We start from the raw sequence: 26,175 nt of genomic DNA, 5'->3' as shown, positions 1-26,175 counted from the left end.
GGGCGGTCGATCTGGGAGGATGGGATCGCACAAGGATCAGGAAGGCGGTGTGGACCCCGGTGAACCGACTCTCCCCCCAGGACGCCACCTTCTACTACCGCGACGAAGAGGGCTCGACGACCCATCTCGGATCGCTGCTCGTCCTCGAACGCAGTGCGACCCACCTCGAGTACCACCGGCTGCTGGCCACCGTCGAGAGCCGCCTGGGCTCGGTGCCGCGGTACCGGCAGCGCGTCCGCGAGGTGACGTTGGGCCTCGCCCGCCCGGTGTGGGTGGACGACAACGACTTCGACATCACCTACCACGTGCGTCGTTCGGCGCTGCCGACCCCGGGGACCGATGACCAGCTCCACGACCTCGTCGCGCGACTCATGTCGCGGCCGCTCGACCGGCACCGGCCGCTGTGGGAGATGTATCTCGTCGAGGGGTTGGCCGACAACCGGATGGCGGTGCTGACCAAGACCCACCGCGCCCTCGTCGACGGTCGCGACGCCCTCGAGATCAACCAGGTCATCGTCGACGACGAACCGGTGCACCCCGAGACCCCGCAGGACCTGTGGCTGCCCGACGCCGAACCCAGCAGCGGCGCACTGGTCGTGCACGCGATCGCCGACGTGGTCACGCGGCCGTGGGAGTTGATCGAGACGGTGCGGTCGGCGCCGGTCGCGCGGGTCGCCTCGGCTCCGGTGGCGACCGTCACCTCGGTGGTGGCCGGTTCGCTGCGCCGCATCGGCTCGGTGATGCAGCTGGCGACCGATTCCGCGCCCGACAGCCCGCTCAACGGCGCGACCACCGGCACCCGCCGGTTCACCGTGGCCTCGATACCCGCGGTGCGATGTCTCCAGATCGCCCGCGCGCACGACTGCGCCGTGAACGACGTCGTGCTCGCGGCCATCGCCGGTGCCCTGCGTCGCTGGCTGCTGTCGCGTGATCTCGCCGTCGACGCCCACGCCACGGTCCGGGTGATGGTGCCGCTGAGCGCGTACTCCGCCGGCGGCGAGGCCGGTTCCTCGCGGTCGGACGAATTGAGCAGCGACGCCGAGTGGATGGCCGAGGGTCTGCGCGGATTCGTCACCGATCTGCCTGTGGGGGAGCCCAACCCTACCGTGCGTCTGTCGCAGATCGCCCACCTCACCGAGCGGCACTCCCACTCGACTCGCCGCATGTCGATGGGGACACGCGCCTGGTTGCCGGAGTTCACCGTCGCGGCGACTCAGCGCGTGGGACCGGCGACGTTCCACGCGATGAGTTCGCGTGCCGCGGCGTCGATGTCGGGGCGATCGTTCAACGTCCCGATCAGCATCGCGCGCGGCCCCGGTGCCCCGCAGTACCTGGCGGGCAACCGCATCACCGAGATCTACCCGGTGCCGGCGCTGGTACCGCAGCGCGCGCTCGCGATCGGGTTGAACTCCTACAACGGCGAGGTGTTCTTCGCCTTCAACGCCGACCGCGACATCATGTGGGATCTCGGTGCCATGACCGAATTCCTCGCCGAGTCGTTCGACGAGCTGCCGGTGACCACCCGGTGACCGATCAACCAGATGCGAGGAGAGCAGTCGAGTGAGGGTGTACCTACCGGCCACGTTGGCGATGGTGGCCACGATCGAGTCCTCGGGGCGGTTCGAGTCCGTCGGCGGCACCGGCTTCGCCCTCACCCCGGCGCTGCGGGAGTCCTACACCGCCGGTGACGACGAGGAACTCTCCGAGGCCGCCATGCGGGAGGCCGCGCGGGCGTCGCTGCGCCTGATGGCGGCCGAGGCGGACACGCGTTCCCCCGACGAGCCGGCGTTGCCGCTGCGGCGGGTGGTGGTCGCCGCCGACATCGAACCGGTGACCCTGCGCCCCGACCTCGACGTCGCCGTGGTCAGGATCGACCCGTCGGTTCCACGCTCGGCGATCGCATCGGTGCACGTCGACGTGGCCGAGGCCCAGACCGCTGTCGCCGCGGCGGTCGAGGTGATCGATGACGCCGACCTGGGTGACGAGGACGCCGAGCTCGCGATCGGCGACGTCGACGATTTCGACCTGGCCTGGTACGCCACGCAGGAGCTCCCGTTCCTCCTCGAACTCCTCTGACGCCCCTCCTCTGCAGGTGCGGATGCAGGGTGCATCCCGGGCTGCACCGACGCACGCCGAAGGGGTTGGGTTCGACGCCAAGAACCCTGCGTGGACGGTGTGTTGTCGTACACATCCACGACAACCCCTGGACGCCTACGGTTCCGTAACCTACGCTTTCGTAGGTCAGCAGTTCCGGCGCCGAAGGAGTCATCGTGGCAGTCAAGAACGTCCCCGAGTACGCGCACCTCAGCGAAAGCGACGTCGCCGAACTCGGACGCCGTCTCGACGCCGTCCGTGCCCGCATCGAAGAGGTCCGCGGAGAGCGTGATGCGAAGTACATCCGCAACACCATCCGGTTCCAGCGCGCCCTCGAGGTCACCGGTCGCGCGCTGACCGTCGGCGCTCGACGCCGGCCGCTGTGGTGGCTGGGCGCCTCGGCGCTCGGTGTCGCCAAGATCGTCGAGAACATGGAGATCGGCCACAACGTCATGCACGGCCAGTGGGACTGGATGAACGATCCCGAGATCCACTCGACCGGCTGGGAGTGGGACAACGCGGGTCCGTCCGAGCACTGGAAGCAGACCCACAACTACCTGCATCACAAGTACACGAACGTGCTGGGCATGGACGACGACGTGGGCTACGGCCTGCTGCGCGTCACCCGCGACCAGCGGTGGCACCCGATCTACCTCGCCAACATCTTGTCGAACACCGCCCTGGCGCTCGGCTTCGAATACGGCGTGGCGCTGCAGCACCTCGAGCTCGGCAAGATCGGTCGGAAGGACTTCGACCGCGCCGAACTCGATCGCAAGCTCGGCGAGGTCGGCGAGAAGGTAGGTCGCCAGATCCTCAAGGACTACGTGGTGTACCCGGCGCTCGCCGGTGCGGTCACCCGGTCGAGGTCGGGATGGCGCGCCGCCCTCACGGCGAACCTGATGGGCAACGCGATCCGCAACGTGTGGTCGAACGCGATCATCTTCTGCGGTCACTTCCCCGACGGCGCCGAGAAGTTCGTCAAGCAGGATGTCGACTCCGAGACCCAGGGCGAGTGGTACCTGCGGCAGATGCTGGGCAGCGCCAACTTCCACTGCGGCCCGGTGCTGGCGTTCATGAGCGGCAACCTGTCGTTCCAGATCGAGCACCACCTGTTCCCGGACCTGCCCAGCAACCGTCTGCGCGAGATCTCCCACGAGGTCAAGGCGCTGTGCGAGGAGTACGACCTGCCGTACACGATCGGCCCGTTCCCGGTGCAGTACGCCAAGTCGTGGCGGACCATCGCGAAGCTGTCGCTGCCGAACAAATACCTGCGCGACACCCGCGACGATGCACCGGAGACCGCGTCGGAGGAGCGCTTCCGCGAGGACTCCGCCGTCCGTCTGGTCGCCACCATCGACCCGGTCACCGGCAAGCGGCGGGGTCTGCGCAGCGCCATGGCGACCGCACGGGCGCGTCGACGTGACGGCGCACTCGCCAAGGTGTCGCGTCTGGTCCCGGCGGCCCGGGGCACCGATCGCGCCGCCTGACCGAGGCGTGACACGCCCGAACTCACCGCAGGTTGACACGGCCGTCTCGAGGTCACGGTGGCGTAACGACCGCGCGGTGTGGACAATGAATCGAGCACCCGATCCGCGTGCGAGCACACCGTGCGGAGCACGCCACAAGGAGTAGCCCGGCCCATGGCCATCACCGACATCAACACCTACGCCCACCTCTCCGAGGCCGACGTCGCCGAGCTCGGACGTGAGCTCGACGCGATGCGTCGCCGGATCGAGGCCGACCGCGGCGAGCGCGATGCCCGGTATCTCCGTCGCACCATCACCGCGCAGCGCCTCGTGGAGGCCGCCGGCCGACTCGTGTTGTGGAACAACAAGACCCGGTCGGAATGGGTCGTGGGCACCGCGTTGCTCGCCGTCGCGAAGATGATCGAGAACATGGAGCTCGGGCACAACGTGATGCACGGGCAGTGGGACTGGATGAACGATCCCGAGGTGCACTCGTCGTCCTGGGAGTGGGACATGGTGTGCGCCGCGCCGGACTGGAAGCACTCGCACAACGTCGTCCACCACAAGTACACGAACGTGATCGGCATGGACGAGGACCTCGGGTACGGCGTCATGCGCATCACCCGTGACGAACCGTGGCGTGCCAAGCACCTCGGCGGTCCGTTCATCAACGTCTTCCTCGCCGCGACGTTCGAGTGGGGCATCGCCCTGCACGATCTCGCCCTGAAGGACGTCGTGTCGGGCAAGCGCTCGTGGGCCGACGCGAAGCCCCAGGTGATGCCGTTCCTGCACAAGGTCCGTCGCCAGCTCACCAAGGACTACGTGTTGTTCCCCGCGCTGTCGGGCAAGCGTGCCGGACGCACCCTCTCGGCGAACCTGACCGCCAACCTCGCGCGCAACCTGTGGACCTACGTCGTGATCTTCTGCGGCCACTTCCCCGACGGTGCGGAGAAGTTCACCCTCGAGTCCATCGAGAACGAGACGCCGGGTCAGTGGTACCTCCGTCAGATGTTGGGGACGGCCAACTTCAAGGCCGGCAAGGCAATGGCGTTCATGAGCGGCAACCTCTGCTACCAGATCGAGCACCACCTCTTCCCCGACCTGCCGAGCAACCGGTACGCGGAGATGAGCCGCGAGATCCGCGAGATCTGCGCCCGCTACGACCTGCCCTACACGACGGGTTCGCTGCCGCGGCAGTACTGGCTGTCGCTGCGCACCATCTGGAAGCTGGCGCTGCCCGACCGCTTCCTCACGGCCACCGCCGACGACGCCCCCGAGACCGCATCCGAGCGGCGCTTCGCGGTGCCCGCCGTCACGGCGGCGGTCGGTGAACACGGCGGGAACCTGCGCCGTGGTCTCAAGACGGCCATCGCCGACGCGCGTCGAAGCCGTCGCACCGTCGCCGCCTCGGCCTGACGGCGTCCCCGCGGCACCACCGCCGGTGACCGCGGGGTCTAGCCGCGCGGGGAGTCGTGCCCGTCGGTGTGCACCACCGCCGAGAGCAGCGCACGCACCGCGGTGACCCGCCGTGCGGCCTCGCCGGTCAACGTGTCGAGCGCACACTCGGGATCGGTCGGCGGCCCCAGATGCGTACAGCCGCGCGGACATTCGTCGATCGCGTCGCGTAAGTCGCCGAACGCGTTCACGAGGTCGTCGGGCGCGACGTTGGCCAGTCCGAAGGATCGGATGCCGGGGGTGTCGATGACCCAGCCCTGGCGTCCGGGCAGTTCCAGCGCGACCGACTGCGTCGAGGTGTGCCGTCCCTTGCCGACCCCCGACACCACCCCGACCGCGCGATAGGCGTCGGGCACCACCCGGTTGACCAGTGTCGACTTGCCCACCCCGGAGTGACCGATGAGTGCGCTGACGTGGCCCCGCAGCGTGTCGAGGACCGGTTCGAGGGGATCGTCACGCCCGGCGATGAGCACGGGCAGGTCGAGGTCGGCGAACGCCGCGCGGAACTCGTCGGCGTCGGCGAGGTCGGACTTGGTGAGACAGAGGATGGGCGACAACCCGCCGACGTAGGCCGCGACGAGGGCGCGCTCGACGAAGCCGGTCCGCGGCGGCGGGTCGGCGAGGGCGGTGACGATCAACAGTTGCGAGGCGTTGGCGACCACGACCCGCTCGTAGGGATCGGTGTCGTCGGCGGTGCGTCGCAGCACCGACGAGCGTTCGTCCACGCGCACGATCCGCGCGAGGGTGTCGACGGTTCCGCTGAGGTCGCCGACCACCCCGACGCGGTCGCCGACGACGATCGGGGTACGGCCCAGTTCGCGGGCGCGCATGCAGACGACGCGCGTCGCGTCGGGTCCGTCGAGGACACAGCCCCAGCGCCCGCGGTCGACGGAGATGACCATCCCCTCGAGGGCGTCGTCGTGTGCCGGCCGCGTCTTGGTGCGCGGTCGGCTGCCCTTGCCCGGACGTATCCGGACGTCGGTCTCGTCGAGTTGGCGGCCGCTCAGGGCTGATCCGTCCCGGCGAGCATCCGCTGCCACATCGCGGGGAAGTCCGGCATGGTCTTGGCCGTGCAGGCGATGTCGTCGACGGCGACGCCGTCGACGACGAGGCCGAGCAGGGCTCCCGCCGTGGCCATGCGGTGATCGGCGTAGGCGTGCCACAGACCGCCGTGCAGGGGGGCGGGTTCGATGCGCAGTCCGTCGGCGGTCTCGGTGCACCGACCACCCAGCCGGGTGATCTCGGTGGCGAGGGCGGTCAGTCGATCGGTCTCGTGACCGCGCAGGTGCGCGATCCCCGACAGCACCGAGGTCGAGTCGGCGAGCGCGCACAGGGCCGCGATCGTCGGCGTCAGTTCACCGATGTCGCGCAGGTCGGCGGTGAGACCCGACAGCTGGTGCGGGCCGCGGACGGTCAGCACGCCCCCGTCGATCTGCGCGGTGGCTCCCATCTCCACGAGGACGTCGACGATCTGCGCACCCGGTTGGGTGGTGTGGTCGGGCCAGAGCGGGATGGAGACCTCGCCCCCGGTGGCCGCCGCCGCGGCGACGAACGCCGCCGCGTTGGAGAGGTCGGGCTCGATCCGCCAGTCGACGGCCGCGACGGGTCCGGGGACCACGCGCCACGTGTTCGCGACACCGGCGTCGACGGTGACCCCGGCCGTCCGCAGCATCTCGATCGTCATGTCGATGTGCGGTTGGGAGGGAACAGGTTTCCCGACGTGGTGGATGGTGACACCCGCATCGAACCGGGCCGCGGAGATGAGCAGCCCGGAGACGAACTGCGACGACGACGACGCGTCGATGGTCACCTCGCCGCCGCGTACCGAGCCGGTGCCCGCGATGCCGAAGGGCAGCGTCCGCCCCTCGACCGCGACACCCAGGTCGCGCAGAGCCGACAGGATGGTGTCGACCGGACGGGCGCGCATCTGCTCGTCGCCGTCGACGGTCACCGTGCCGTGGGCGAGCGCGGCCATCGGCGGCACGAAGCGCATGACGGTCCCGGCCAACCCGCAGTCGACGTGTCCACCGGTCAGCGCGTCGGGGGTGATGGTGACGGTGGTCGGGTCGGCCGGATCGGGGGAGACCCCGACGCCGAGCGTGGCGACCGCGTCGAGCATGAGGTCGGTGTCGCGGCTGCGCAGCACGCCGGTCAGGGTGCTCGGGGTGTCGGCGAGTGCGGCGATGACGACCGCGCGGTTGGTGATCGACTTCGAACCGGGCACGCTCACCGTGGCGGCGACCGGGCGAACGGCCATCGGTGCGGTGTACGGGGCGCGCGGGTTCGTCGAGATCACGAACCGATTGTCCCACGCGCAGGTGCGGGAGAAGTCGTAGCATCGTCGCCGATGAGCACACCTGCGCAGAGCAAGGAATTCACGGTCGGGCAACTCGCCGCCCGCAGTGGTGTCGCGGTGTCGGCGCTGCACTTCTACGAGCGCGAGGGCCTCATCTCGAGTCGGCGCACGTCGGGTAACCAGCGTCGCTACGGCCGCGACACGCTGCGCCGCATCGCCTTCATCCGGATCTCGGCGCGCGTGGGCATCCCGTTGGCGTCGATCCGGTCCGCACTCGACGAACTCCCGTCGGGTCGGTCGCCGACGAAGCGTGACTGGGCCCGACTCTCACGGTCGTGGGAGTCGGATCTGACGGCGCGGATCGACGAGATGACCCGCCTGCGCGACAACCTCACCGACTGCATCGGCTGCGGATGTCTGTCCCTGAGCACCTGCGCCCTGGCCAATCCGGGCGATCGCCTGGGCCACAACGCGATCGGGCCCCAGCGGGTGTTCGACCCGCTGGAGCCCGATCGTCGAGGTGTCTGAGACCGCGGTCTAGAACGCCGGCTTGATCGATCCCAGCACGCTGATGGTCCAGACCGCGGAGTTGACCGAACCGGCCGGATCGTTCGGCGGCACCACACCGTTGAGGGTCACCAGACCGCCGGTGAGGCCGCGGCCGTAGTTCGCCGGGAGGGCGAAGCCGCAGGTCTGCTGGCGCGACGCGGTGCCGGGCAACGCGCTCTGTCGGCAGTGGCCGCCGTTCGTGGTGGTCAGGGCGATGCCGCGGATGGAGATGGTGAGCGTCGCGCCGAAGTCGGGGAGCCCCACCTTCTGGTAGCAGATCGTGGCGTCGGCGGCGGAGGTCGCCGAGGGTTCGCCGGCGATGGCGCCGGTGGCCGCGTCGACGGAGATCGCATGGATCGTGGTGGTGCGGACACCGCCGGGGCAGCCGGCCTTGGTCCCGGCCGAGATCGAGTCGACCTCGCGGCCCACGGAATACTTCACCGATCCGGTGTCGGGGGCCTGCGGTGCGGTGGGGGCGTTCACCGGCGCCCGGGGGGTGCCGGTGGTGTAGAAGGTCCACAACGATCCGGTGGTACCGCCGGGCAGGCGGATCGGGTTGGTGACCGAGTTGCTGCTCGCGACACCGCCGGTCACGCCGTTGGCGTTGGGGTTGATGCGCTGCACGCAGTCGGCCCCGCCGCGACCTTCGGCGATGTAGGGCGTGAGGCCGCAAGGCCCGCTCATGGTCAGCGGTCCGATGCCGGGCGCGGTGGCCCGCGAGTACTGCTCGTAGATCGACTGGCCGTCGAGACCGAGTGTGCCGCAGACGTAGATCGGACCGACGTCGGATCTCGTCGGATCGGTCAGGAACCCGGTGGTGGCGCTGTTGGCGAAGGTGTAGAGCCGGGCATCGAGGCGCTGGAGGACGGTGAACCGCCGGGGGAAGCCGAAATAGGCGTTGCACGCGTCGTCGTCGACGGCGGTGGCCTGCTTGCCGGAGTCGACGGTGCGATAGACGCTGAAGCTGCCCGGCCCGTCGGAGATCGAGCCCAACACGGTGGCCGGGGCGACCGTGGGCGCGGCGGAGGCGGTCGTGGTCACCGATCCGACGATGGTGATGACGGACAACGCCACGACGACGACGGCGCGCGACAGCGATCTCATTGTTTGTCTCCCGACATTCGATCCGGACAGTGGTCGCGCTCACGATGCCAGATACGTGACAGATGTTGAGAAAAGCTGTCAAAGAGCACAACACGGTCTCGCGATGTCTGGGCGTCGGCGCAGAGACCGCGGGGCGACACCCGGGGTAGCGTCAGCCCCCATGACTCTCCGAGGCGCCCAGCGAATCTTCGGTTCGATCACCACTTCTCTTGTCGCGGAAGCGATCTCCGTCGTGGCCTCGCTCGCCATCGGTGCGGCACCCGCGGCCGCGTCGCCCGACCTCGGCCCCCCGCCGGCCTACGGTCAGGCCCGCGACTTCGCCCACGTGCCATCGCCGGGGCAGCCCGAGGGCATCGCCGTCGACCCCACCGACGGCAGCGTGTGGACGGGTTCCAACCGGCCGAACTCCTCGGCCGACGTGTGGCACTACGACGCCGCGGGCAGGCTCCTGCAGACCTACAGCCTCATCGGTCACCGCCCCGCCGAGCACGGCGTCAACGGCATCACCCTCGACGGCGACGGTCGGGTCTACGCCCTGGACTACAGCGGTGCGCGGGCGGTGCGGATCGATCCGGCCACAGGCGCGCAGAAGGTGTACGCCACCTTCGCCGACCTCCCGCTGTGCTCGGCGGCGCGGGGCCTGCCGTGCGAGCCCGGGATACTCGACCGCCAGGCGTGGCCCAACTGGGCGACCTTCGCCGCCGACGGCTCCATGTACGTCTCCGATCTGAATCAGGCGACGATCTGGAAGGTGCCGGCCGGCGGTGGCGCGGCCCAGATCTGGTATCAGAACCCAGATTTCGCGTCGATCTACAGTCTCAACGGCATGCAGTTCGATGCCCGCGGTCGTCTGGTGTTCGTCAACACGCTGTCGGTGTCGAGTCTGCAGACCGCCGGTCACGGCGTGGTGTACCGACTCCCCGTCACCGCCTCCGGCGCCCCGGGGCGACTCGACCGTGTGGCGATCACCGGACTGGGGGACGGGCTCGTCATCGGGCGCAGCGGCAAGATCTACCTGCCCATCTCGAATCCGCTGGACAACTCGGTGACCGTGGTCGACCCGGACACCGGCGCGACCCTCGACGCCCTCCCGCCGCTGCCGCAGCGATACCTGCGTTCGACACCGTTCTCCACCCCGGCGTCGGCCGCCTTCCGCGGGACCTCGTTGATCGTCACCAACCACGCGAACTTCACGCCGCTGCCCAGCCTCTACGAGCTCATCGAGGTCGGGGTCGGCGAGACCGGCCTGCCCCTGAACTTCCCGGTCGGCATCGCCTGACGCGCGACCGGTCGGATCGGGTCAGGGCGCGCGACGGTCGCGGTAGATGGCGTCGTAGTCCGCGCGCGTGGCATCGCGTCGGCGTTGTGCTCGGGCGCCGACGAGCTCGGGATCGAGTCCGTTGCTGCGCAACAGGTGTCGGCGATAGAACGGTGTCAGGGCGATCTGGAAATACACCAGTGGGAACAGCAGGATGCCGATCATGCCGAGGCGGTAGATGACGGGTCCGGGCACGAAGGCGAACGCGACGAAGATCGGGACGAACGGGAGCAACCCCCGGGTGACGTAGCGCCGCACGTGTCCCGGCCCCACCACGTCGCGCCGCACCCAGGCCCGCATCGATTCCGGTAGCGGTCGTCCCGCGAGATATCGCAGGAACGCCACCGGCCCGGGACGGGCGGGCGGGGGCGACGATGCGGTGTCCGACATCGGCGCAACGATACGTCAGTGCGTGAGGATCACCTTCACCGCGACGATCGCCGCGGCCACCACCGCGGTCGCGATGCCGCCGAGGAGGACGCGCAGGGTCGCCCGCTGCCCGCGGACACGTTGGATCATGATCTCCAGCAACGCCATTCGCAGGATCGGGCCGGCCCCGGCCAGTACCAGCGCCCAGGTCGGGTTCAGCACGTCGAGCCACCCCAGCGCGAGGAAGAACGCGGGGAAGGCGCCGGCCGAAGCGATCGGCACGGCGTCGCGCAACTCCTCGAGGGCCAGGCGGCGACGCATCGGCTCCTCGAGGTGGGCGGTCGCCTCGGGGATGCTGTGGCCCGCGACGATCTCGGCGAACACGTGCGCCAGGAACGTCGTCGCGGTGGTGCCCAGGACGACGAGCACCGCCGAGCCGTTCTCGATGGCCGCGGGACCGACGACCACGACCGCGGCCAACGCCAGCAGGGTGCCGTAGATGTAGGCCGACAAGCGCGCCGACGCCCGTTCCGGGGACAACGGGCCCGCCGCGCGATCGAGGAATCTGCGGCGGACACTCCCCGGTCGTGGTGACACCATGGAGCTCATGTGTGGACGTTATGCGGTGACGACCGATCCCGCGCTGCTCGCGGCCGAACTCGACGCCATCGACGAGGTCACCCCGCACCGGCCCGACCCCGGTGACTCCGACCCCGGTGACTCCGACGCAGTAGACCCCGACACCGCACGATCTCGCTCGGTGCCCGGGGTGAACTACAACGTGGCGCCCACCACCACGGTGATGACGGTGGTCCGGCGTCATGGTCACGACGACCCCGACGGTGAGGATTCCTCTGGGGATCCCGCGTTGCGTGTGCGCGCGATGCGATGGGGTCTCGTCCCGGCGTGGACGAAGGATCTCGCGAATAGCCCACTGCTGTTCAACGCCCGCGCGGAGAGCGTCGCCGAGAAGGCGTCGTTCAAGACCTCGTTGAAGGGCCGACGGTGCCTGGTGCCGATGGACGGCTGGTACGAGTGGCGCAAGGGGACCGGACCCGACGGCAAGCCCTCGAAGACGCCGTACTTCATGTCCCCGGTCGACGGGACCCGTCTGTTCATGGCGGGGTTGTGGACCACGTGGCGACCGAAGGACGCCGACCGCGACGCACCCCCGCTGATGAGTTGCACGATCATCACCACCGACGCGGTCGGGCCGCTCCGCGACATCCACGACCGCATGCCGCTGGTGATGCCCAGTGATCACTGGGACGCCTGGCTCGACCCGGACAACCCGCCGCCGCCCGCCCTGTTGGCACCGCCGTCGGCGCAACTGGTCGACGCGATCGACCGCCGCGAGGTGGCTCCCCTGGTGAACCGCGTGGCCAACAACGGACCCGAACTCCTCGATCCGGTCGACAGCTCGGCGCAGGATCTGCCCGAGCAGGGGACGCTGCTCTAGCGGGCCTCTCAGGAGCAGATGTCGGCGACCACCGCGTCGGTGAGTAGTCGCAGGTCGGCGGGCGCGAGTTCGATCTCGAGTCCCCGGCGTCCCGCGCTGCACAGCATCGTCGGCCACGCGAGCGCCGAGGCGTCGATCACGGTGGGCAACGCCGTGCGCTGGCCCAGGGGCGACACCCCGCCGAGCACGTACCCGGTCACCCGCTGCGCCGCGGCGGGCTCGGCCAGTGCTGCCCGGGTGACCGACGGATCCGACAGCGCCGCGACCACCGCTCTCGGCGACAGTCGCCGCGGTACGGGCAGCACCGCGACCGCGAATCGTGCGCGCGACCCGGCCGCGTCCCCGCCGCCCGACAGCGACAGCACCAGGGTCTTGAAGATCTGAGCGGCATCGACCCCGAGCGTGTCTGCGAGGTGATCGACGGCGTCGTCGCCGTACGACCTGGCCCGCGGATCGGCTCGGTAACGGTGGATGCGGTGCTCGACGCCGGCCCGTCGGGCGGCGGCCACCGCCGGGGTCATCGCGCTCATGATCGGCAACGCTAGCGCCGGGGTTACACGCGGGGTGAACCGAAACGGAACAATCGTGCGCGGGCACGGGTTGAAGCCATCGACACCGTTTCGAGGCGAACGCGGACGATCCGTTCACCGCACCGTTATCGAAACGAGATGTGTGACCGTGTCGACGCGAAAGGGAGCATATGAGTACGCAGGTGTTGGAACGCCCCGTGGGCGGGGGTGCGCCGGTGCTGATGTTCGTCGAGACGAGCCCATCGGTAGGCTCGGACGACGGGCGCCCGCACACCATGGCGCCTCGGACGTCCCGCTACGGGGCAGATCGCGGAGGGACCCTCGTGACCGAATCCGATCCATCGGTGGTGGCAGACGGCGATTCGACGCCTGCGGAGACCACCGAGGAGCGCGGTGCCCGCTTCGAGCGCGACGCGTTGCCGCTGTTGGATCAGATGTACGGCGCGGCCCTGCGGATGACGCGCAACCCCGCCGATGCCGAGGATCTCGTCCAGGAGACGTACGTCAAGGCGTTCTCGGCCTTCCACTCCTTCAAGGCGGGCACCAACCTCAAGGCGTGGCTGTACCGGATCCTCACGAACACCTACATCAACGGTTACCGCAAGCGTCAGCGTCAGCCCGCGCAGTACCCGACCGACGAGATCACCGACTGGCAGCTCGCGGCCACTGCCGAGCACACCTCGACCGGTCTGCGTTCGGCGGAGATCGAGGCCCTCGACGCCCTGCCCGACGACGACATCAAGTCGGCGCTGCAGGCGCTGCCCGAGGACTTCCGGATGGCGGTTTACTACGCCGACGTGGAAGGCCTGCCCTACAAGGAGATCGCGCAGATCATGGACACCCCCATCGGGACCGTCATGTCGCGCCTGCACCGTGGCCGCAAGCAGCTGCGTGAGCTGCTGGCCGATGTCGCCCTGGAGCGGGGATTCCGGCGTGCCGATCCCGTGGGCACCGACGCAGCGAAGGAGGCGACCCGATGAGCGACACCGGACGGGCCCGCCCCGATGAGCAGACAGCGGACGAGGCGGCCGAGTTCGAGCAGCTCGACTGCTCGGCGGTCATCGCCGACGTGTGGCTGTTGCTCGACAACGAATGCGACCAGCAGGTGCGTGGTCGCCTGCAGTCCCACATCGACGGATGCTCGAGCTGCCTCGAGCACTACGGCATCGAGTCGCAGCTCAAGAGTTTGATTAGCCGCAAGTGTGGTGGCGACCAGGCACCCAGCGGGTTGCGCGATCGACTCACCCTCGAGATCCGCAAGACCGTGATCGGGCGTGCAGTCGAGGGCTGATCGCCCAGACGGACGCACCTACAGACACGAACAGGGCCGGACACCACCGCGAGGTGGTCGTCCGGCCCTGTTCGTGTGCGAACCGTCAGGCGTTGGGGCGCTTGCCGTGGTTGGCGGCATTCTTCTTGCGCGCGCGCTTCTTGCGTCCACGTTTTCCCATGGTGTTCTCCTTCCCGTGCACTGCGATGTGATGGCATCCGAGCGGCGCGACCCGCGTCGGTGGGTACAGGGGATCGATTCTCCCACGACCACCGCGTGAGACCCCAATCGCGCGGACGCGCGACGGGGATGCCCGGCTCCGATCGTGCCGCCGTGGACTGCGATAGGTTGTCCTCGGCAGCGAGCAGAGCCGAGTCGCCGCCACCGGAGAGCCGAGAGCACTGGAGGTCGTCATGGCAGAAGAGGTCGTGGCCGAGATCGTCGCGAGCGTGCTCGAGGTGGTCGTGTCACCGGGTCAGCAGATCGAGGTCGGCGACACCATCGTGTTGCTCGAGTCGATGAAGATGGAGATCCCGGTCCTCGCCGAGGAGGCGGGCACCGTCACCGACGTGAAGGTCGCCGTCGGCGACGTGATCCAGGCCGGCCACCTCATCGCCACCATCGACTGATCCACCGCCACGTGTCGGTGCCCTCCCGCGGCGCGGGACCCCGGTAGATGTCGACGCTCACCGATCTCCTCGCCGACCACACCTCGCTGTCGGGTGCCGATGCCGGACACCTGCAGCGTGTGGTCGCCGAGTGGCAACTCATGGCGGATCTGTCGTTCGCCGATCTGTTGATGTACGTCCCCACCGAGTCCGGTGACCTGATCTGCGTCGCCCAGTGCCGGCCGAACACCGCTCCCACGGTGTTCCCGTTCGATCAGGTCGGTCGCGTCGTCGTCGAGGACGACGACCGCTCGCCCGACGCCAACCCGCAGGTCCGTCGGGCGTTCACCAGCGGACGGATCCTCCGCGAGGAGGACCCGACGTGGTTGGGGCACACCGCGATCCGCCGCGAGGCCGTGCCCGTCCGGTTCGCCGGCGAGGTGGTGGCCGCGATCAGTCGGACCGCGAACCTGGCGCAGCTGCGGATGCCCTCGCATCTCGAGCTCGCCTACCAGGACTGCGCGAACGACCTGTGTCAGATGATGTCCGACGGTGCGTATCCGCAGAACGAGGCCAATTCCCGCGGGCTGTCGACGCCGCGCGCCGGCGACGGCTTCATCCGCGTCGACGACGAGGGCGTCGTGGTGTTCGCGAGTCCCAACGCCCTGTCGGCGGTGCACCGGATGGGGTGGACGACCGACCTGACCGGCAACCACCTCACCGACGTCCTCGGTGAGCTGCTCACCGATCGTTTCGAGGCCGACGACACGGTGGCGATGATCCGTGAGGCCGTCGCCGGCGGTTCGGGGCGTCGGATCGAGGCCGACGCGCGGCGGGCGAGCGTTCTGATCCGCACCGTCCCGCTGCGTCCGCGGGGTCAACCGTCGGGTGCGGCGGTCCTCGTGCGCGACGTCACCGAGGTCAAACGCCGAGATCGCGCGCTCATCAGCAAGGACGCGACGATCCGCGAGATCCACCACCGGGTGAAGAACAACCTGCAGAGCGTCTCGGCGCTGCTGCGACTGCAGGCCCGCCGCACCGAGAACCCGGAGGCGCGCGGAGCGCTCACCGAGGCGGTCCGCAGGGTGGCCGCGATCGCCCTGGTGCACGAGCTGTTGTCGGGCAGTGTCGACGAAGAGGTCGATCTCGACGTCGTCGTCGATCAGCTGGTGCCGGTGATGGCCGACGTCGCCTCCGGGGACAGCAACGCCGTGGTCCGCCGAGGCGGCACCCTCGGCGTGCTGCCGTCGGATCTCGCGATGCCGATGGTGATGGTGCTGACCGAGTTGATCCAGAACGCCGTCGAACACGGCTTCGGGACCGATGAGCACCGCGACGGCGAGGTGGTGATCGAGGCCGACCGCAACACCCGCCGACTCGTGGTCACCGTGCGCGACAACGGGGTCGGGTTACCGCCCGGCTTCGACATCCGCGCCTCGGAACGTCTCGGACTGCAGATCGTGCACACGCTGGTCCGTATCGAACTCGGCGGCACCCTCGATCTCGCGCCCGCCGACGGCGGCGGCACGGCGGCGGTCCTCACGGTGCCGCTGCGCTGAGACCCGCCGGATGCCGGGTGCCCCCACACAGCACAGGGCCCGGCGGTTTCCCGCCGGGCCCTGGTGCGTGGTGAACGCGTCAGACCGTGGTGCTGCGCGTCCGGTTGCGCGCGTTGCGACGCTTCAGTGCGCGACGCTCGTCCTCGCTCATGCCGCCCCAGACCCCTGCGTCCTGGCCCGACTCGAGTGCCCACGAGAGGCAGTCGGCGGTCACCGGGCAGCGGTTGCAGACGAGCTTCGCGTCGGCGATCTGGGCGATGGCCGGTCCGCTGGTCCCCACGGGGAAGAACAGCTCCGGGTCCTCATCGCGACAGATTGCATTGTGACGCCAGTCCATGTGCGTGCTCCTTCGATTTCGCGCGTGTGTGATCGCGCCGGTTGTCACTTGTCGTTCATCTGTGCGTACTCAATGTTTCCGCACTGTTGCTTGTGAATGCTTTCACGAATCACGATGAAGTCAATGGTGTCGCGTTAACACGTGGGCAATGTCACTGCGACAACGGGGGTCCGTGGCGAACTCCCTGCACCGTTGTACTACTGTCGGGAACATCCTGCGCTGTCTTCACGACATTCATGCAGAAACTCACACCCTCGAACCGTGTCGGTCTGCGCTCGTGTCGGCTCAGGCGGACAGCGGTGGTGCGACGACCTCGAGTCGGTCGCTTACACACCCGAACGCCGCGGTCGTCGCCTTGCCGACATAGTCGCCGTCCATCTGCACGTCCGTCGGGGCGCGCGCGGTCAGGCGCACCGACGCGACGTCGTCGTCGGTCAGGACGTGCCGCGCGTGGGGCTTTCGACCGGTGAGCAGCTGGGTGAAGATGCCGAGGTTGCGCGTGACACTCATCGACGAGGACGCGAAGACGCCGAGACCGCATTCGTAGGTGGTGTCGGGATTGGTCCACACCGGCCGCGGGCCGATGAAGGTCCACGGGTTGGCGTTGCAGACGAAGACGAAGTGGACGTCGTCGATGGTGTCGCGACCGGGCAGTGACACCGACAGCTGCGGTGGGCGACGGGACGCGCTGATGAAACGGCGCACCGTGGTCGCGATGTAGCGTGCGTCGCTGGCCGGTTTCCCCGCGTTGCGCTGGTCCTCGATCGAGGCCACCACCTCCGCGTCGACACCCATCCCCGCGTTGAACAGGAACCACCGGCCCGACGCGGCGGCGGGGGAGGGCGTGGACCCCGGGCGCTTCGGGGCCTCGGCGGAGAGGTGACCGAGGCTGATCCGGCGCCGTGACCGCTCGGCGAGCAACGTCAGCAACTGCGCCGTCGCCTTCATGGGGTCCGGGTCGATGCCCAGCGAACGCGCGAACACGTTCGCGCTGCCGCCGGGGATGACGGCCAGGGCCGGCGCCGGGTTCGGACCGATCGGGTCGCCGGGGGCGTCGAGCAGGCCGTTGACGACCTCGTTCACCGTGCCGTCGCCGCCGTGGACGATCACGATCGGGCAGCCCTGCGCCCGGGCGCGGGCCGCGATCTCCCCGGCGTGGCCGCGGTGGGTCGTCAGCTCGACCGAGAGATCGATCTTCGCCGAGAGGGTGTCGGCCAGCGCGTCGCGCCCCGCGTCGGTGGTCGACGTCGCGAACGGGTTGACGATCAGCAGGGCACGCACGATCTGCAGAGCCTAGAGGGTGCCGCGAGGGGGGACACAATCGTCGGGGGCCGCGACACCGCCGCCGATCGGCGGCCTCTCGGCGTGGGCGCCCGACGAACTACGCTGGACCGGTGAGTCGTACACCTGCCGAGCGTCGTCCGGACACCGGTCCCCCCACCGCCGTGCGGCGCGCCGGTGTGGTGGTCGCGCTCGAGGGCGTCGTGGCCGTGGTCATCGCGATCGTGCTCGCCGTGCACGGCGCCACCGGCGCCGACGAGAGCTTCATCAGCAGTTACGGAACGGCCGGATGGTTCGCGATCCTCGGCTCGGGTGTGGTGGCCGGCGGCGTCGCGCTGTGCACCGGCCGACGGTGGGGTCGCGCCATCGCGGTGGTCGCACAGATCCTGCTGATCCCCGTCGCCTTCGCGTTGCTCACCGACAGCGGTCAGCCCTGGCTCGGTGCGCCGCTGCTCGTGGTGGTGGTCATCGTGCTGGGTCTGCTGTTCTCGCCGAAGTCGGTCCGCTGGCTCGCCGACGACTACGCCCCCGACGCGGAGCCCCCGAAGGACTGACACAGCCGCTGAGACCGTCGGTGGTGCTGACTGTGTGGAAACGGCCGTCGAGTGCCTGACCCGCGGTTGCTGACTGTGTGGAAACGGTCGTCGACTGTCCTGGCGGTGCTGACTGTGTGGAAACGGTCGTCGAGTGTGCTGACGGCGTCACGCGCGCCGACGACGAGACAACGCACACTCGGCGTCCGGCTTCCGCACCGTCAGCGGCAGTAAAACACAACCACCCACCCGAAATACACTCACGTTCAACACTATTCACGATAATCAACCTCCCACCCTTCGAACACGCGTGCTAGAATAGACGTACAGTCACACCTGGGGAGGAGCGTCACCGTGAGCGATCTCGTAGCGGATTACGCTGCCCTGGAACAGATCTTGGACAAGATCGCTGCATCCGACTCCACAGCGTGCGACGAGGAGACCGTCACCGAGCTGGCGATCCGCCACGAACACACCATCCGCCGAGTGGAATCCATCGGCAACCAGCGCATCCTCGAGGTCTCCGACCGCGACGCCCACCGGACCGCGGGATGCGTGACCGTCACCGAGTTCCTGCAGACGAAACTGCGCATCACCCACCCCAAGAAGCGCCTCGACGCAGTCCGATCGCTCGAACCCATGCACGCGATGACCGGCGAGAAACTGCCACCCGTCTGCTCGAACACCGCTCGCGAGTTGGCCGCCGGAACCATCGGCCCCGACCATGTCCACGCGGTCCTCGACGTAATGAAGAAGATCCCGTCAGCGGTCGGTGCCGAACAGCGGGCGTTCGCCGAACAGACTCTCGCTGAGTTCGCGACGACGTTGACGCCCAAAGAGATCACCGCCGCCGGCGTCCGAATCCTTGCGCACCTCGACCCCGACGGACAACTGACTGATGATCGCGACCGCGCACGGAACCGGAAACTGAACCTCGGGTGCCAGGACTCGCAGTTGATGTCGAAACTCACGGCCACGTTGGATCCGATCACTCGCGCATTGTTCGACGTGGTGTTGGCGAAGTGGGCCGCACCCGGGATGAACAACCCCGATGACGAGCTGTCCCCGATCGGTGACGGCAGTGACATCGACTCCAACCTCCTCCGCGAAGCTGCGGATCGGGACCATCGATCGCAGAGTCAGCGGAACCACGACGCGTTGAAGGCTTTGCTGGATGTCGCGGTGAACGGTGGGCTCCTCGGTGGGTCGCATCGAGGGTTGCCGCCACAGATCATCGTGTCCATCACCGACGCACAACTTCGTGAGCACGCCGGTGTAGCGCGCACCGCCACCGGCGCCGACTTGCCGATTAGCGACGTGATCACACTGGCCGCCGACGCGCAGCCCCACCTCGCGGTGTTCAGCGATGTCACAGGCGAACCGTTGTTCTTCGGCCGCGGCCGGCGTCTCGCGTCGCAGGCGCAGCGGTTGATGGCTTTCGCCCAGTACAGGGGCTGTAGCAAAGACGACTGCGCGACACCGTTCGCCCACACCGAAATGCACCACGCCGATTGGGCCGACGGCGGACTCACCGACGCCACAGACATGGCACCCGCCTGCGGACGCCACAACCGCGCCGTCGGACCCGAACCCCACCAATGGAGCACCGAGAAGATCACCGACGGCCCCGACAAGGGCCGCTACGGCTGGCGTCGTAACACCGACCCACCGGAGAAACTCCGCGCCAACCACCTACACCGCATCGACGAACTGCTGCACCCGCATTCGCCAGACACCGACGAGGCACCATCGCCACCGGTCCTCGACATCGAACATCAGCTGGTGGCCGAGCGGCTCCCGCGTGCCCCGCGCGTCGATGTCGTCTGGTCAAGGCACCCCATCGACTACGCGGCCTGAGTCAGCTCAGGGGGCGCGTCGGCCGACCTGCGTCGACATAATCGGCGCTGCGGTAGCCGGTGATTCCCAGTGCGGTGAGTTGACGGGACTCGCCGTCGAACCCGAGGACGGCGATCGACGCGGGCAGCATCGTGAAGTGGCGTCCGCGCGCGATCGGCGAGCCGATCCATCGCGCCAGCAACGATCGCGAGAAGTGTCCGTGTGTCACCACCACGACGTCGCCGTGGTCGAGCAGCGGGGTGAGCTTCTCGATGACGGTGTCGACGCGGTCGCTCATCTCGTCGGGCGACTCGCCGTCGGGGCCGCCGTCGGCGAACACCGTCCAGCCGGGGTCGGTCTCGTGGATCTGCGGGCTGGTCAGTCCCTCGTAGTCGCCGTAGTCCCATTCCACGAGCAGCGGTTCGACGGTGTCGACGTGCAGTCCGGCGAGCTCGGCGGTGCGGCGGGCGCGCAACCGCGGGGAGCTGAAGACCTGCGGGTCGGTGAGCGACAACTCCTCCACCCGACCGGCCAGGCTGCGGGCCTGCTCGACTCCGGTGTCGGTGAGGTCGATGTCGCTGGAACCGGTGTGCTTACCGCTCTTGGACCACTCGGTCTCGCCGTGTCGGATGACGATGAGTCGATGCGTCGCTGTGGCCACGCCGTCATCCTCCCACCGCCGCCGCGCCGCGACGTCGGGGGCATATCCTCATCTCACGAGCCGCCGCAGAGAACGTGCGCGGTGCGCACACACGGCCATCGCCACGAGGCCACCGAGGGGAATGGGACAGTCATGATCATCCTGCACACCGATCGGGCCCTCCGATGAGCAAGATCCTCGCCGTCGCGAATCAGAAGGGTGGCGTCGCGAAGACCACCACCGTCGCCTCCATCGGCGCCGCTCTCGCCGCGATGGACCTGTCGGTGCTGGTGGTCGACCTCGATCCGCAGGGATGTCTCACCTTCTCCCTCGGCCACGACCCCGACCACCTCGAGGTGTCGGTGCACGAGGTGCTGCTCGGCGAGAGCGACATCGTCGACGCGCTGGTGTCCACCGACGACGGCATGACCCTGTTGCCCGCGACGATCGATCTCGCCGGCGCCGAGGCCCTGCTGCTGATGCGGCCGGGACGCGAATACGCGCTCAAGCGCGCGCTGGCGCAGGTCACGCAGGACTACGACGTGATCCTGCTCGACTGCCCGCCGTCGCTCGGGGTGCTCACCCTCAACGGTCTCACCGCCGCCGACGAGGTCGCCGTACCGCTGCAGTGCGAGACCCTCGCCCACCGCGGGGTGGGTCAGCTGCTGCGCACGGTCACCGAGGTCCAACAGATCACCAACCCGGCGCTCACGCTGCTCGGTGTGATCCCCACGCTCTACGACTCGCGCACCACACACAGCCGTGACGTGCTGGCCGACGTCTCCGACCGCTACGAGATGCCGGTGCTGAGCCCACCGATCCCGCGCACCGTGCGGTTCGCCGAGGCGTCCGCGTCGGGCGCGACGGTGATGACCGGTCGCAAGAACAAGGGATCGCAGGCCTACCGCGAACTCGCCGACAACCTGTGGCAGCACTGGGATGGCGGCAAGGCGCTCGCCACCCTCGAGACCGCGGTGTAGCGCCTAGCTCCCGATCAACATGTGCACGGCGCCGCCGTAGAACATCGCGACGTCGTCGCCGATGGGCGAGAGCGTCACCGTGCCGCCGTTGTATCCCGGGCGTGCCAGCGCGATCGTGCGGGACTGCCGCCCGGTGGCCGCCTCGAGCACGGTGATCCCCGACGGCCCGGGCACGATGAGATCGGTACCCATGGCCGCGGCCGGGCCGAGGGTGCCCGGTACCTGGTAGCGCGGGGTGAGAGCCGAGGCGTCGAGGATGACGGTGCCCTTGCCCGTGAAGAACGACAGCAGGCCATCGCTGCGGACGGGAACCGAGTCGGCGGGTGCCGGCACGTCACCGAGCACCTCGTGCGAACTGCTCAGCACCGCGCCGGTGGTGAACACCTGGATCTGCGGGCCACCGCTGCCGCCGGAGATGGCGCCACCGGAACCGAGGTACACCGCGACCGACGACGACGACACCGCGACCACGCGAGGCGGCGGTGACGCGGTGCCGCTGGTGATGATCCGCGACCCGAGCTGTTTGACCTTCTCGTCCTTGTCCTGGGCGGCGGAGAAGATCGACAGGCGGTATCCCGGTTCGTCGCCGCACCGTTCGATGACCGCGATCTGGTCGGCTCCGGTGGCGCTGGACGACATCCGGCATCCCGCGCGGGGCTGGGTGCCCGGTTTCACCGGCGCCGAGACGCGGCCGTACTCGACGCCGCGCACCAGGGTCGACCCCCAGGACTCGAGGCGCGTCGGACCCTGGGAGACGACGTAGTCGGCGTTGGCGGACAGCGTGATCTTGTCGTCGGCGTCGCTGCTGCGGGTGTCGGCGCGGTGGCCGTCGTCGGGGTCGAGTGAGGTGACCTCGCCGCACCCGCGGCTGTTCCGGTACACCGCGACGACACCGGGGGAGGCCTCCCAGCCGGCGATCGCGCCGCACAGGTCGAGGTTGCGTCGATAGCTCCACCGCACCGTCCCGGTGGCCGGGTCATGGGCCTCGACGGTGCCGCGGTCGGCGGTGACGACCGCACTGTCGGTCACGATCGCGGTGGTGCTCGCGCCCGAGGGCGCAGACCATCCCTCGGTGAAGCCGGCCGGGACGACCGCGGCCGGGGTGACCGCGGTGAGCGGGACCCCCGCCTGGTCGGAGGTGGTGTGCCGGGACGGACTGACGTACCAGATGACCGCGGCGACGACGATCACCACGACGACGATCAGCGCGCTGATCGCCAGGTCGAGGCGGGTGCGCCGCTCAGGTCGGATCGGCCCCCGCGGGGAACCGCCCGGGGGCGTCTGGGTCTCCGTCCGGGCGTCGCTCACTGCTCGGCGGAACCCGCAGACGTCGATTCGCCGGCCGCGGCGTTCGACGAACCCGAACCACCGCGGCCGCGGCGACGCCGGCGACGCGGCTTCGTGCCGCCCGCGGTGTCACCGTCAGCCGATGCGCTCGAGGTCGCCGAGGCACTCGACGAGGCCGACTCAGCCGACTCGGTCTCGGCCTGCGCGGTGGCCGAGGCCATCGCCGCGCCGCCCGAACGGGTCCGGCGGCGCTGACGGTCGGCACGCGGCTCACGCTTCTCCCGCGGCTCACGCTTCTCGCCGCGTGCGGCCCGCTCGTCCTCGGAGGGCTTCGCGCCGGGGACGCGGCCGGTGGCGTCGGCGGGGATGTTCAGATCGGTGCGGAGGTGCTCGGAGCTCGAGTAGGTCTCGACGGGCTCGGGCATGCCGAGTCCGAGCGCCTTGTCGATGGCCGCCCACTTGTGCAGCTCGTCCCAGTCGACGAGCGTCACCGCGATGCCGGTGCGTCCGGCGCGACCGGTACGGCCGATGCGGTGGACGTAGGCCTTCTCGTCCTCGGGGCACTGGTAGTTGATGACGTGGGTGACGTCGTCGATGTCGATGCCACGGGCGGCGACGTCGGTCGCCACGATCACGTCGATGCTGCCGTCGCGGAACCGTCCGAGGGCCTTCTCGCGGGCGACCTGACCGAGATCGCCGTGCACGGCTCCGACCTTGAAGCCGCGCTCGCCCAGATCGTCGGCCACCTTCTGCGCCGTGCGCTTGGTGCGGGTGAAGATCATCGTGGCGCCGCGACCCTCGGCCTGCAGGATGCGCGCGACCACCTCGGCCTTGTCGAGGGCGTGGGCACGGTAGGCGTGCTGGGTGGTGCGTTCGTGGACCGCCGAGTCGCCGGCGTGCTCGGCGCGGATGTGCGTCGGCCGGTTGAGGAACGTGCGGGCCAGGGTGACGATCGGGCCCGGCATGGTCGCCGAGAACAGCATCGTCTGGCGGGCGTCGGGCAGGGCCCGCATGATGCGCTCGATGTCGGGCAGGAACCCGAGGTCGAGCATCTCGTCGGCCTCGTCGAGGACGAGGATCTGCACCTTGCCGAGGATGAGGTGGCCCTGCTGGGCCAGGTCGAGCAGACGGCCGGGGGTGCCGACGACGACGTCGACACCGGCCTGCAGGTCGGCGATCTGCGACTCGTAGGGACGACCGCCGTAGATCGAGGCGATCGACAGCTTGCGCGGCGGGTTGGGCTGCGGGTCGACGTCGATGTTCGCGCCGGCCACCTGGAGATCACCGGTGACCTGGATGCACAGCTCGCGGGTGGGGACGATGATCAGTGCGCGCGGCGTGCCGTCGAGGGGACGCAACGGTCCGGTCGACCCGGGGGCGACCTGGGTGATGCGGTGGATCAGCGGGACGCCGAAGCCGAACGTCTTGCCCATGCCGGTGCGGGCCTGGCCGATGAGGTCGTCACCGGCGAGCGCCAGGGGCAGGGTCAGTTCCTGAATGGCGAAGGTGTGGGTCTTGCCGTCGGCGGCCAGTGCGGCGACGATCTCGTCGCTGACGCCGAGCTCGGCGAAGGTGGGGGCCACATGGGTCTCGGTGTCGACGACGGTGGTCTGCGGACCGTCGGCGTCGGGCGTCTCGGCGATGACGACGACCGGGTCGGTGGGAGCGGTGGTCTCGCTGTGGGTATGGCTGTCGGTACTGATGATGGGTGCCTTCCGATATCGCGGAGCACGCACGAAAAGGCTTCACACCGCCACAGGCGACGAACGCGGTGGGCGGGAGCCGAAAAGTGTTTCGCGGCTCGAGGTCGGGCAAGAAGTGCGCGCACATTACTGGGGACGCGCGGGCGGGGCGCCGCCGAGTGGCAGCGCCTGCACTGCACGTCGTCCTCGATGGTACGTGGTGAGGGGTGTCGACCACGCATCGGTGCCGGTCACGGGGGCCCGTCGCGGGTTGACCGCGTCGCCTACGATCGGCGCATGGCCGACCATCCCGTGACCCAGACCACTGTGACGCCCACCTCCGCGACACCCGCTCCGGGCGGCCTGCCCCCGTCGACTGCCGACCTCGCGCCGACCCACATCGCCGACGACGCGCAGCTGCCGCCGCTGCCCGACGACCACCCCGGGATCACGTCGTTGTTCGGGGTGCTGCTCGCGGGTGAGATCGCGGCGTTCTACCGGTTGACCGCGGAATCGCAGATGGCGCCCGACATCCGCGGGCGGGTGGCGATGGCACAGATGGCCGGGGCCGAGATGGCCCACTTCGAGGTGCTGGCCGCCGAACTCGTGCGTCGAGGGCGAGATGTGGTCGACACGGTGGCGCACTACGCGCCGATCCTCGACCAGTACCACGGGTCGACGACGCCCAATTCGTGGTTGGAGTCGATGGTGAAGGCGTACATCGGTGACGGGCTGGCCGCGGACTTCTACCTCGAGGTCGCCCACACCCTTCCCGGCGACGCGGAGGGCATCGTGCAGGACGTGATGGCCGAGACCGGTCACTCCGAGTTCGCTTGCGCCGAGGTGCGTGCGGCCGTCGCCGCCGATCCGTCGCTGACCTCACCGCTGCGCCTCTGGGGGCGGCGCCTGCTGGGCGAGGCGATCACGCAGGCCCAGCACGTGTTGGCCTCCGAGGAGGACCTGACGGGACTGCTGTTCAGCGAGGCGTCGGACTTCACACGCATCTCCACGTTCTTCGAGTCGATCCAGGACCGCCACGCCGCCCGGATGCAGGAACTCGGACTGGGCTGAGCTCGGCCCCACCTCGTCCCGCTCCGGCTTCTCCGACGTCCGTTTCCGCCCACAGCGGAGCGCGTGCGGTGCGGGGTCGGCGCTCCACTAGCCTTGGCGTCGAAGGCGCCCGACATCGACAGCAGGAGGACAACCGTGACGGTTGACGTGAAGATCGGCATCACCGACAGCCCGCGCGAGCTGGTGGTGCAGACCGAGCAGACCAGTGACGACGTCCACGCCGCCGTCGAGGCCGCGCTGTCGGGCAAGGAGGCGCTGCTGCGTCTCACCGACGAGAAGGGTGCGCGATTCCTGGTGCCGGTCACCAAGATCGCCTACGTCGAGGTCGGCACCTCCGAGCGTCCGCGCGTCGGATTCGGCGCCAAGAACAGCTGACGTCACAGACGTCGTGAATGCGCCGGATCCCGACGCCTGTCGTGTTGACAGTCGGATTCGGCGCCAAGAACAGCTG

28 protein-coding genes are annotated in these 26,175 nt (G+C 69.3%); 16 read left to right on the top strand and 12 right to left on the bottom strand.

Translation table 11 applies throughout. The features are described from left to right. Positions 1–59: 59 nt before the first annotated feature. From OG579_RS06945 to OG579_RS06930, 4 genes are all read left to right on the top strand, one after another. The gene (locus OG579_RS06945) at positions 60–1,529 is read left to right on the top strand and encodes a wax ester/triacylglycerol synthase family O-acyltransferase (protein WP_328858560.1); all 1,470 of its coding nucleotides are present in this window, start codon (positions 60–62) and stop codon (positions 1,527–1,529) included. A 31-nt stretch (positions 1,530–1,560) separates the two neighbouring features. After that, the gene (locus OG579_RS06940; protein WP_328858559.1) at positions 1,561–2,076 is read left to right on the top strand and encodes a DUF6912 family protein; all 516 of its coding nucleotides are present in this window, start codon (positions 1,561–1,563) and stop codon (positions 2,074–2,076) included. A gap of 194 nt (positions 2,077–2,270) precedes the next feature. Further along, positions 2,271–3,581, top strand: a complete 1,311-nt coding sequence (locus OG579_RS06935) for a fatty acid desaturase family protein (RefSeq protein WP_328858558.1) — start codon at positions 2,271–2,273, stop codon at positions 3,579–3,581. 153 nt (positions 3,582–3,734) lie between these two features. Then, positions 3,735–4,976 carry a fatty acid desaturase family protein gene (locus tag OG579_RS06930; RefSeq protein ID WP_328858557.1) on the top strand — a complete coding sequence of 414 codons (1,242 nt, stop codon included), beginning with the start codon at positions 3,735–3,737 and terminating at the stop codon, positions 4,974–4,976. A gap of 38 nt (positions 4,977–5,014) precedes the next feature. Here the strand turns inward: OG579_RS06930 and rsgA are convergent, their stop codons facing one another. Both rsgA and aroA read right to left on the bottom strand, forming a co-directional pair. Beyond that, positions 5,015–6,055, bottom strand: a complete 1,041-nt coding sequence (gene rsgA, locus OG579_RS06925) for a ribosome small subunit-dependent GTPase A (protein ID WP_238981326.1) — start codon at positions 6,053–6,055, stop codon at positions 5,015–5,017. Beyond that, positions 6,019–7,272 carry a 3-phosphoshikimate 1-carboxyvinyltransferase gene (gene aroA / locus OG579_RS06920; RefSeq protein WP_328859179.1) on the bottom strand — a complete coding sequence of 418 codons (1,254 nt, stop codon included), beginning with the start codon at positions 7,270–7,272 and terminating at the stop codon, positions 6,019–6,021. The genes rsgA and aroA overlap by 37 nt, the downstream gene beginning before the upstream one ends. A 90-nt stretch (positions 7,273–7,362) precedes the next feature. Between aroA and soxR the strand changes: the two genes are divergently transcribed. Further along, a complete protein-coding gene (gene soxR / locus OG579_RS06915) occupies positions 7,363–7,839 on the top strand; it encodes a redox-sensitive transcriptional activator SoxR (RefSeq protein WP_045823623.1) in 477 nt (158 codons plus the stop codon). A gap of 9 nt (positions 7,840–7,848) precedes the next feature. On the opposite strand, the gene OG579_RS06910 is transcribed toward soxR, so the two are convergent. Continuing rightward, on the bottom strand, positions 7,849–8,964 hold the full coding sequence (locus OG579_RS06910; protein ID WP_328858556.1) for a hypothetical protein: 1,116 nt from the start codon (positions 8,962–8,964) through the stop codon (positions 7,849–7,851). 160 nt (positions 8,965–9,124) lie between these two features. Between OG579_RS06910 and OG579_RS06905 the strand changes: the two genes are divergently transcribed. Continuing rightward, positions 9,125–10,243 carry an SMP-30/gluconolactonase/LRE family protein gene (locus OG579_RS06905; RefSeq protein WP_328858555.1) on the top strand — a complete coding sequence of 373 codons (1,119 nt, stop codon included), beginning with the start codon at positions 9,125–9,127 and terminating at the stop codon, positions 10,241–10,243. A 21-nt stretch (positions 10,244–10,264) separates the two neighbouring features. On the opposite strand, the gene OG579_RS06900 is transcribed toward OG579_RS06905, so the two are convergent. Together OG579_RS06900 and OG579_RS06895 are read right to left on the bottom strand one after the other, a co-directional pair. Next, positions 10,265–10,672: a DUF5313 family protein gene (locus OG579_RS06900; protein WP_328858554.1), complete on the bottom strand. Its 408-nt coding sequence runs from the start codon at positions 10,670–10,672 to the stop codon at positions 10,265–10,267. Positions 10,673–10,687: 15 nt separating this feature from the next. Continuing rightward, entirely contained in the window at positions 10,688–11,260 is a 573-nt protein-coding gene (locus tag OG579_RS06895) for a hypothetical protein (protein ID WP_328858553.1), read from the bottom strand. Between OG579_RS06895 and OG579_RS06890 the strand changes: the two genes are divergently transcribed. Next, on the top strand, positions 11,259–12,110 hold the full coding sequence (locus OG579_RS06890; protein WP_328858552.1) for an SOS response-associated peptidase: 852 nt from the start codon (positions 11,259–11,261) through the stop codon (positions 12,108–12,110). The genes OG579_RS06895 and OG579_RS06890 overlap by 2 nt on opposite strands. An 8-nt stretch (positions 12,111–12,118) precedes the next feature. Here OG579_RS06890 and OG579_RS06885 read toward each other — a convergent pair whose 3' ends face one another. Then, positions 12,119–12,640, bottom strand: a complete 522-nt coding sequence (locus OG579_RS06885) for a YbaK/EbsC family protein (protein ID WP_328858551.1) — start codon at positions 12,638–12,640, stop codon at positions 12,119–12,121. Between the two features lie 275 nt (positions 12,641–12,915). Here OG579_RS06885 and OG579_RS06880 point away from each other — a divergent pair, with 275 nt between their 5' ends. Next, on the top strand, positions 12,916–13,620 hold the full coding sequence (locus OG579_RS06880) for a sigma-70 family RNA polymerase sigma factor (RefSeq protein ID WP_045823640.1): 705 nt from the start codon (positions 12,916–12,918) through the stop codon (positions 13,618–13,620). Then, complete coding sequence (gene rsrA / locus OG579_RS06875; RefSeq protein WP_082080308.1) at positions 13,617–13,931, top strand: mycothiol system anti-sigma-R factor; 315 nt, start codon at positions 13,617–13,619, stop codon at positions 13,929–13,931. The genes OG579_RS06880 and rsrA overlap by 4 nt, the downstream gene beginning before the upstream one ends. Positions 13,932–14,016: 85 nt before the next feature. Here rsrA and OG579_RS21960 read toward each other — a convergent pair whose 3' ends face one another. After that, on the bottom strand, positions 14,017–14,091 hold the full coding sequence (locus tag OG579_RS21960; protein WP_369758845.1) for a 50S ribosomal protein bL37: 75 nt from the start codon (positions 14,089–14,091) through the stop codon (positions 14,017–14,019). 232 nt (positions 14,092–14,323) lie between these two features. On the opposite strand from OG579_RS21960, the gene OG579_RS06870 reads away from it, so the two are divergent. Together OG579_RS06870 and OG579_RS06865 are read left to right on the top strand one after the other, a co-directional pair. Next, entirely contained in the window at positions 14,324–14,539 is a 216-nt protein-coding gene (locus OG579_RS06870) for a biotin/lipoyl-binding carrier protein (protein ID WP_045823616.1), read from the top strand. Between the two features lie 47 nt (positions 14,540–14,586). After that, positions 14,587–16,077, top strand: coding sequence for a sensor histidine kinase (locus OG579_RS06865; RefSeq protein ID WP_045823615.1), 1,491 nt, complete (start codon positions 14,587–14,589; stop codon positions 16,075–16,077). Positions 16,078–16,156: 79 nt separating this feature from the next. Here the strand turns inward: OG579_RS06865 and OG579_RS06860 are convergent, their stop codons facing one another. Beyond that, positions 16,157–16,414, bottom strand: a complete 258-nt coding sequence (locus tag OG579_RS06860) for a WhiB family transcriptional regulator (RefSeq protein WP_045823614.1) — start codon at positions 16,412–16,414, stop codon at positions 16,157–16,159. 285 nt (positions 16,415–16,699) lie between these two features. Further along, the gene (locus OG579_RS06855; RefSeq protein WP_328858550.1) at positions 16,700–17,695 is read right to left on the bottom strand and encodes a diacylglycerol/lipid kinase family protein; all 996 of its coding nucleotides are present in this window, start codon (positions 17,693–17,695) and stop codon (positions 16,700–16,702) included. A 113-nt stretch (positions 17,696–17,808) separates the two neighbouring features. Between OG579_RS06855 and OG579_RS06850 the strand changes: the two genes are divergently transcribed. Both OG579_RS06850 and OG579_RS06845 read left to right on the top strand, forming a co-directional pair. After that, on the top strand, positions 17,809–18,249 hold the full coding sequence (locus OG579_RS06850; protein WP_045823613.1) for a hypothetical protein: 441 nt from the start codon (positions 17,809–17,811) through the stop codon (positions 18,247–18,249). A 333-nt stretch (positions 18,250–18,582) separates the two neighbouring features. Then, positions 18,583–20,085, top strand: coding sequence for an HNH endonuclease signature motif containing protein (locus OG579_RS06845; protein ID WP_328858549.1), 1,503 nt, complete (start codon positions 18,583–18,585; stop codon positions 20,083–20,085). A 1-nt stretch (position 20,086) separates the two neighbouring features. Here OG579_RS06845 and OG579_RS06840 read toward each other — a convergent pair whose 3' ends face one another. Further along, complete coding sequence (locus OG579_RS06840) at positions 20,087–20,725, bottom strand: acid phosphatase (protein WP_328858548.1); 639 nt, start codon at positions 20,723–20,725, stop codon at positions 20,087–20,089. A gap of 164 nt (positions 20,726–20,889) precedes the next feature. Here OG579_RS06840 and OG579_RS06835 point away from each other — a divergent pair, with 164 nt between their 5' ends. After that, complete coding sequence (locus OG579_RS06835; RefSeq protein ID WP_045823610.1) at positions 20,890–21,684, top strand: ParA family protein; 795 nt, start codon at positions 20,890–20,892, stop codon at positions 21,682–21,684. A gap of 3 nt (positions 21,685–21,687) precedes the next feature. On the opposite strand, the gene OG579_RS06830 is transcribed toward OG579_RS06835, so the two are convergent. Further along, complete coding sequence (locus tag OG579_RS06830; protein WP_328858547.1) at positions 21,688–22,992, bottom strand: Rv3212 family protein; 1,305 nt, start codon at positions 22,990–22,992, stop codon at positions 21,688–21,690. Then, entirely contained in the window at positions 22,989–24,614 is a 1,626-nt protein-coding gene (locus OG579_RS06825; RefSeq protein WP_328859178.1) for a DEAD/DEAH box helicase, read from the bottom strand. The genes OG579_RS06830 and OG579_RS06825 overlap by 4 nt, the downstream gene beginning before the upstream one ends. 336 nt (positions 24,615–24,950) lie before the next feature. On the opposite strand from OG579_RS06825, the gene OG579_RS06820 reads away from it, so the two are divergent. Continuing rightward, positions 24,951–25,724, top strand: a complete 774-nt coding sequence (locus OG579_RS06820) for a ferritin-like fold-containing protein (protein WP_408068758.1) — start codon at positions 24,951–24,953, stop codon at positions 25,722–25,724. A gap of 135 nt (positions 25,725–25,859) precedes the next feature. Then, positions 25,860–26,099, top strand: coding sequence for a DUF3107 domain-containing protein (locus OG579_RS06815; protein WP_045823609.1), 240 nt, complete (start codon positions 25,860–25,862; stop codon positions 26,097–26,099). The last annotated feature ends 76 nt before the right edge of the window (positions 26,100–26,175 follow it).

Origin of the sequence: Williamsia herbipolensis, assembly GCF_036153515.1 — a bacterium.
Taxonomy (GTDB): domain Bacteria; phylum Actinomycetota; class Actinomycetes; order Mycobacteriales; family Mycobacteriaceae; genus Williamsia_A; species Williamsia_A herbipolensis.
Note: the sequence above shows the minus strand (reverse complement) of the source record. Positions and strands in the feature narration are given on the sequence as shown.